Here is a 7,529-nt window from a genome sequence, read left to right on the forward strand (position 1 = left end):
GCCAGGCCCTTGACGACCAGCGATGCCTGCCTGGGCTGCCGCACCAGCGGGCCGCTGCCGATCGCGATCACCATGGCATTCCAGCCGATCGTCGACATCCGGACGGGCCGTGTGTTCGCCTATGAGGCGCTGGTGCGCGGCGTCGACGGACAATCGGCCGGTGCCGTGCTGTCCAGCGTCTCGCCCGAGTTGATCTACAAGTTCGACCAGACCTGCCGGGTGAAGGCGATCGAGCTGGCGGGCGGTCTCTTCGCTCCCGACGACGGCGCCAAGCTGTCGATCAACTTCATGCCGAACGCCGTCTATGAACCGGACGCCTGCATTCGCGCCTCGCTGGCCGCAGCCCGGCGGGTCGGCTTCGATCCCGGTCGGCTGATGTTCGAGTTCACCGAGGACGAACCCATGCGCGACGTGGGACACGTACAGCGCATCATCGACGCCTATCGCGCCCGCGGTTTCACCACCGCCATCGACGACTTCGGCGCGGGCTATGCCGGCCTCGGGCTCCTCGCCGACCTGCATCCCGACATTCTGAAGCTGGACATGAACCTGATCCGGGGGATCGACGGATCGGCTGCCCGCCGGGTCATCGTCGCCGGCATCGTCCAGGTCGCCGATGCGCTGGGCATCCGCTGCATCGCCGAAGGCATCGAAACCGCGGCCGAACTCCAGACGCTGCGCGACCTCGGCATCGCGCTCTGCCAAGGCTATCTGCTCGCACGACCCGTCGCCGAAACGCTACCCCCGTTCACGCTGCCGGAGTAAGCACGCGCGCGCCTTTGCGGGCATGCCTCGCCGGGACATCGGCGGAACCGGTCGCAATTCCGCGTCGTCGTTTCAGCTTTCTTGCAGGACGCGCCGGTTCATCGCGACGCGCATCCGGTGCGACCCGGCCAGGACCGTGCCGCGCGTGCGGATCGAGTCCACGAAATGCCAGTCGCCGACAACCTCGTCGGGCGTGATCGCCAGCGACACATAGCCCCGTCGGCTGGTGTCCGTGAACATCAGGCCAGGATTGGTGGCGCGGAGGGCCCGCGCGACATCGGCCGCCGCCGTTTGCGGAAAGTAGTTTTCGAACCCTGGCGAGGTCACGCTGTGCCCGGCAAACTCCACGCCGGCCGGGCGGCCATCCTCGACCAGGTTGTTGCCCCACGCATTGTGGCTGTCGCCGGACAGCACGACCAGATTGCTGCCCGTTGCCTGGGCCTTGCGCAGCAACCGGCTACGCGCCGCGGGGTAACCGTCCCACGCATCCATGTTGAACGGCAACCCCGCCTTCGACGCCGCCGTCAGCGCCACCGCACGCCGGCGTGCCGCATCCGGGGCGTTTGTCGGGATCCAGTCGGCGGCGTCCGCCGGAAAGCGCATGCTGCCCATCACGATCTGCTGCGCAAGCACTTGCCAGCGCGTCCCGCTGGCCGTCGACCGGTCGAACTCGCCGTCCAGCCAGCGTTCCTGCTGCATGCCCATCAGGGTCCGCTCGGGCGCGCTCCACGGACCATCGCGAAAATCGATCAGCGCGCGGTCGATGTCGGCACGCCCGGCCAGCGCCCCGGCCAGTTCCAGCTGCTTGGTCCGGCCCGTGATCCGCGTTTCGGGGCGGAAGATCGTGGCCAGCGTGCCGATCTGGAAACTGTCATAGGTGCGGTCGGAAACCGGCATCCATTCGCGGTAGACGCGCTCGGCGATGGCCTTGCGGGTTGCCCAGTCGCCCTCGGTCGCGGGCTGGTGATTCTGGGCGCCACCCTCCCAGCTATCGTTCGCGATCTCATGATCGTCCCACTGGGCGATCATGGGAAAGCGCTGGTGCAGCGCCTGCAAGTCCGGGTCGGCGCGGTAGGCGGCGTGGCGCAGACGGTAATCGGCCAGCGTCAGGATCTCGTGGCCCGGTTGCACCTCCCGACCCGGAACCCGGTCCTTGGGCGCCGGATACGTGTCGCCGCCATATTCGTAGATGTAGTCGCCGACATGGATCAGCAGGTCGAGATCGTTGCGCGCGGCTGCGTGCCCGTAGGCGTTGAACCACCCGAACGGCATGTTCGAGCAGGAGAACAGGCCGATACCGAAGTGTCCGACATTGCCCACCGGCAACGTGCGGGTACGGCCGACGGGACTCTTCGTGCCGTCCTCCGCGATGAAGCGATAGAAATACCACCGGCCGGGCTTCAGGCCGGTGACCACCAGCTTGGCGGTATGATCCGCATCGCCCCGCGCGGTGACGGCCCCGCCGCCGACGATGTGCGTGAACGCGGCATCGTCCGCCACCTCGCACTGCAGGCGGCTGTCGTTGGCGGCGACGTGGCGCGTCCACAGCAGGACCGATGTCGGCCCGGGTTCCCCGCTGGCGACGCCGTGAGTGAAGGCGCGCGCGGCAAGGATCGCGGCGGTCCCGGGGATGGCGAGTGCCCCGAGGCCCAGCAGGGAAGCCTTGACGAGCAGGCGGCGGTCGATGGTGAGGGTCATGGGTGGTTTCCGGTTGGCGGCGTCAAAAGCGCGCGGTGATCTGCGCACCGTACAGGCGCGGTTCGGCCGGGATGTACGTCGGGTAGCCGAAGCTGCCGCCGGTATTGCCGGCGTCGAGCAGATAGTTCTTGTCGGTCAGGTTGCGGGCGAAGGCCGCCAGCTCGATCGTTTCGTTCGCGAACGACAGGCCCGCGCGCACGTTCACCAGCGTCACCGCCGCCTGGCTGATCGCAATGTTGTTGGGAACCTCGAAGAAGATACGACTGCGATAGGTGACGCTCGGCGTCGCGAACAGCCGCATGCCATTCCCGATCGGCGCATCGACGGTGAAGCCGCCGGCGGCCTGAACCTCGGGTTGAAGGCGGAAGCGCGCGTTGCGGAAATTGGGTGCGATCGTCGGTTTGTCGTCGATGCCGCCATCGATATAGCCGATGTTGCCGAAGACGCCGAACCAGCGCGCGGGCTTCACCAGCACCTCTGCCTCCACACCCAGATTCTTCGCGGATCCGGCGCTCTGGGTCTGCGAAAGCCCGGTCTGCGGATTGATCACCGACACCTGGAAATTGTCGTAGGTCTGATAGAACAGGCCGATCGAGCCGGATACCATGCCCAGCGCACCCTTCATCCCGACTTCATAATTCCAGACATTTTCCGCCGCGACCGGGTTCACCACCGGCACCGGCCCCGCCACGCTGGCCCCCGACGTCAGCGCGACGGTCGGCGAACGGCGCCCCTTGGACACCGTGCCGAACGCATTCACCGCGTCCGAAAAACGATAGAGAAGGTTGAAGCGCGGCAGGAACGCCTGGAAACTGTCGACCGCGCGGAACGTGGCGCCGCCGGTATCCACCGTTCCGATCAGGCTGCGTCGCTGTCCGGCCGCGGCCAGCAGCACCGAAATCGGCTGGATTGCCGAGTAGCCGCTGTTCCGCTTCTCGATCAGCGCGCGCACGCCGCCGGTGATTTCGATCGATGGATCCGGGATCCAGGTCATGTCGGCGAAGACCGAATAGCTGTCATTCTTGCCGCGGTTCGTCGTTTCGGATGCGTAAGGCAGCGAGGTCGCGGCGCCCTGCGTCAGGATCTGCGTCGCCGCCAGCGCGCCCACCGAATAGTCCGGCGCGATGCAGGTCGACGCGCCGGCGGCCAGACCCAGCGTGCGGCGCACCGCCGCCTGTGCCGGTGCAAACAGCGCGTTGACCGTGCAGGCGAGGAAGGTGCCCTCTTCCGACGCGAACGGAACCCGCTGCAGGTTCTTCTCGTGGAACGCGTTGAAACCGAACGAACCGCGCAGGGTATCGCTGGTATAGGTGAAGCGCGTTTCCACGCTGCCCTGCCAGCCGCGTGAATCCTCGGCAAACTCCAGCCAGGACGCGCGCGAGCCGTCGGCGTCGAACACCTCCAGCGAGTCGAACTTGCGGTAGCCGGCGACCAGCGTCGCGTTCCAGTTGTCGTCCAGTTCCAGGTTCGCGGTCAGGTTGCCGTCATAGACGTCACGGCGCAGGCCGAGCTTGTCCAGCCCCAGCTTCGCCTTCGACACCGGCGATCCGTCGAGCCATGCATCGCCGAACACATTGCCCGTCGGTCCGGCCGGCGGCAGCGCGCGGTTGATGAAGGCGGTGCCGGGATTGCGCTGGCGATCATAGGTGCCGATCAGGTCGATCGTCAGGCGCTCCGTGGGCTTCAGACGCAGCGATCCGCGAATGCCGAGCTGGTTCTGTCCGTTCAGGTCATCCTGCACCGTCGACAGATTGTTCACATAACCGTCGCGCTTCTTGAATGCGAAGGCGATCCGCCCTGCCACCTTGTCCGATCCGGCGTTCAGATAGCCGGACAGCAGCCGCTGGTCGAAATTGCCGAGGCCGGCGGTCACCTGGGCGGAGACGCCGGGTTTCGGCCGGGCGGAAATGATGCTGATCGCGCCCACGGCCGATGCCGTGCCGAACAGGGTCGCCTGCGGACCCTTGATGACCTCGATCCGCTCGACATCGTAGATGTCCTGATACGAACCGCGCGAACGCGAAATGTCCACGCCGTTATAGTAGAGCGTGACGCGCGGCGCCTGCTGCGCGGACCCGCTGTCCGACGTGATGCCGCGGATGACGATGCCGGGATTGTTGGCGCTCTGTTCCTGGATGTTCAGACCCGGGATATAGTTGGACAACTCGTCCAGATCGGAAACGCCGAGTTCGCGCATGCGATCGCCGCTGATCGCCGAAATCGTGATCGGCACGTCGACGGCACGCTGCTCGATCTTCTGCGCCGTGACGACGATATCCTCGCCCGGCTCGACCACCGTATCCGCGGCATTGACCTGGCTGGCGCAGACAAGCGCCAGCATGCTCGCGCAAGCGCGCAAGCCGTAATTTCCAACCATGTACATGCTCCCTGGGCGCGGCTGCTTGCCGCTTGAAAGGGCAGCTACGGGGGATCCGCGTCGGTCCGGTGACGCGCACGCGACAGATTAACGGCGATACCGTTACGGCAATGTTACGACGCCACCTCCGGCCCTGTGCGCCCCTTCGGCGCGCCGGACAGAAACCCGCCCGCTCCGCCGCGCAGACAAAGCCCTGACCCTGCGCACGGTCGCGGTGGCCGCCGCCGCCGGCGGACACGACATCATGTCGAGACACTGAATTGTCGGACATTGCCGCCCGGCCGGCTTTTACGCCCTGATGGGTGCCGCGGCGGGCGCAGCCGCGGCACGCCGACACCAGCGCCCGCCGATATGCTGGCCCCCTCCCGCCGGCGGGGCCGGCCTCTACCGGCGATACACGGTCGCTCCCGACACCCGCAGCCGGAAATCCGGTGCTTCGGCTATCGGGTCGCTGGCGGCTCCGCCAACAGCCCGCGGCTCCTCAGCAGCGGCGCCAACTCCGGGTCGTGCCCGGTCATGGTGCGGAACATCACCGAATAGTCCTGCGAATGCCCTTTCGAGAGCACGAGATCGCGAAAGCGCTGGCCGTTGGCCCGCGTCATGCCGCCATGCGACTGAAACCAGTCGTAGACATTCTCTTCGATCATATCGGTCCAGATATAGGCATAATAGCCCGCCGCGTAGCCGCCGCCCCAGACATGCGAAAAGTAACTTGTGCGGTACCGTGGCGGTACATGGGCGACGTCGAGGCCGGTGCCCGCCAGCGCTTTCGCTTCGAACGCGTCGACATCCTGCTGCGGCAGGTCGGCGGAAACCGAATGCCAGGTCATGTCGAGCTGTGCAGCGGACAGCAATTCGCCAAAGGTGAAGCCCTGGTTGAACTTTGCTGCCCTGTCGATCTTATCAACCAGAGGCTGCGGCATCGGCGCGCCGGTCTGATAATGCCTGGCATACCGCGCCAGCACCGTGGGCTCCAGCGCCCAATGCTCGTTGAACTGGGACGGGAACTCGACGAAGTCGCGCGCCACCGACGTGCCCGCGAGCGATGGGTAGGTGCCGTTCGAAAGCAGGCCGTGCAGCGCGTGGCCGAACTCGTGAAACATCGTCCGCACGTCCTCGAACGTGACGAGCTCCGGCTGGCCCGATGCCGGCTTCGTGAAGTTGGCGGTGTTGCTGACCACGGGCTTGGTGCCCATCAGCCTGGATTGGCCGACAAAGCTGTTCATCCACGCGCCGCCCGCTTTGTTGTCACGCTTCCAATAGTCGAAATAGGCGAGACCCAGCGGCTGGCCATTCTCCTCGAACACCTCATAGGTGCGGATATCCGGATGATAGGTCGGTATATCGGTGCGGCGCTTGAAGGTCAGGCCGTACATCTTGCCCGCTGCGTAGAAGACACCGTTTTCCAGCACGTTCCAGATGTTGAGATAGGGTTTGGTATCGTCTTCGTTCAGGTCATATTTGGCCTTGCGAACCTTCTCCGCATAATAGCTCCAGTCCCAGGGCTTGAGCGCGTCGGTCAGTCCGTCTGCCTTGGCTGCCGCCTGGATCTCTGCACGTTCGCGCCCTTGCGCGGCGGCCGTGGGGGCATCGAGGCCGTTCAGAAATGCCAGGGCGGTCCTGGACGTCTTCGCCATCTGCTCGGTCAGCGCGTAATCGGCATAGGTGGGGAAGCCCAGCAGCCTGGCTCGCTCGGCACGGAGCTTCGCGATTTCGCCGATGGTCGCGCGCGTATCGTTGACGCCGGCCTGCTCGGCACGGTTCCAGCTCGCGTCGAACAGCGCCGCGCGCGTCGCCCGGTCCGACAGCGATTGAAGCCCCGGCTGATCGGTCGTGTTCTGCAGCGGCAGCACATATTTGCCTGCCAGTCCACGATCCCGGGCGTCCTGCGCGGCGGTCGCGACGCCGTCCTTCCCCAATCCCGAAAGCTGCTCCGGGCGGTCCAGCACCAGCGCCGCGGCCTTGGTGGCGGCGAGCAGCTTCTGGCGGAACGCGATACCGAGGGAGGAAAGCTGTTTGTTCAACGCGCGCAGCCGCGTCTGATCGGCCGCGGAGAGTTGCGCCCCGGCACGCACGAACTGTTTGTAATAGGTGTCGAGCAGCATCGCCTGCTCGCCGGTGAGCGGCAACTTGTCCTGGCGATCGTGCAGCGTCTTCACCCGCGCCCATAATCGGGGATCCAGGAAAATGGCGTCATTATACGCCGCGAGCTTCGGACCGAGCGCTTTCTGCGTTTCCTGCAGCGCCGGATTGGTGTTGGCCTGCGCAACCTGACCGAACGCGGCTTGCGCGCGGTCGAGCATCTGGCCCTGCTTTTCCAGGGCAACGATGGTGTTGTCGAAGGTTGGCGCCGCCTTGCTGTCCGCGATCTGGCGCACCTCGGCCAGGCTGGCGGTCATGCCCGCCTCGATCGCGGGTCCGTAGTCGGAGTCCCGGATCTTGTCGAACGGCGGCGCCTCGTAAGGCAGCGTGCTGGGCTGATCGAATGGACCGGCCAGCACGGTGGCGGGGGTAAGCGCAGCAGAGGCAAGCAAGATTATGCGGAACATCGGAAATCCTCGCAGGGGGCGGCAATCCGTTAGAGCGTGACCGGATCACGTTGGTGCGTACCCTGAGTTGACGAGGTAGTTGCTGCATTCGTCGGGCGAGAAGCAGTCGAGGAGGGAGCCGATACGCTTCCATGTTGCAT

At 65.8% G+C, this 7,529-nt stretch carries 4 protein-coding genes; 1 reads left to right on the top strand and 3 read right to left on the bottom strand.

What is annotated here, in order from left to right; all coding sequences use genetic code 11:
- Positions 1–72: 72 nt before the first annotated feature.
- Positions 73–765, top strand: a complete 693-nt coding sequence (locus VF649_RS03175) for an EAL domain-containing protein (protein WP_331010514.1) — start codon at positions 73–75, stop codon at positions 763–765.
- Between the two features lie 72 nt (positions 766–837).
- Here VF649_RS03175 and VF649_RS03180 read toward each other — a convergent pair whose 3' ends face one another.
- The 3 genes from VF649_RS03180 to VF649_RS03190 form a co-directional block, all read right to left on the bottom strand.
- Positions 838–2,463, bottom strand: a complete 1,626-nt coding sequence (locus VF649_RS03180) for an alkaline phosphatase D family protein (RefSeq protein ID WP_331010510.1) — start codon at positions 2,461–2,463, stop codon at positions 838–840.
- Between the two features lie 22 nt (positions 2,464–2,485).
- Positions 2,486–4,804: a TonB-dependent receptor gene (locus VF649_RS03185; RefSeq protein ID WP_331010511.1), complete on the bottom strand. Its 2,319-nt coding sequence runs from the start codon at positions 4,802–4,804 to the stop codon at positions 2,486–2,488.
- 476 nt (positions 4,805–5,280) lie between these two features.
- The gene (locus tag VF649_RS03190) at positions 5,281–7,389 is read right to left on the bottom strand and encodes a M3 family metallopeptidase (RefSeq protein ID WP_331010512.1); all 2,109 of its coding nucleotides are present in this window, start codon (positions 7,387–7,389) and stop codon (positions 5,281–5,283) included.
- Positions 7,390–7,529 lie beyond the last annotated feature (140 nt).

It is taken from the genome of Sphingomonas sp., assembly GCF_036387535.1.
In the GTDB taxonomy this organism is placed as follows: domain Bacteria; phylum Pseudomonadota; class Alphaproteobacteria; order Sphingomonadales; family Sphingomonadaceae; genus Sphingomonas_R.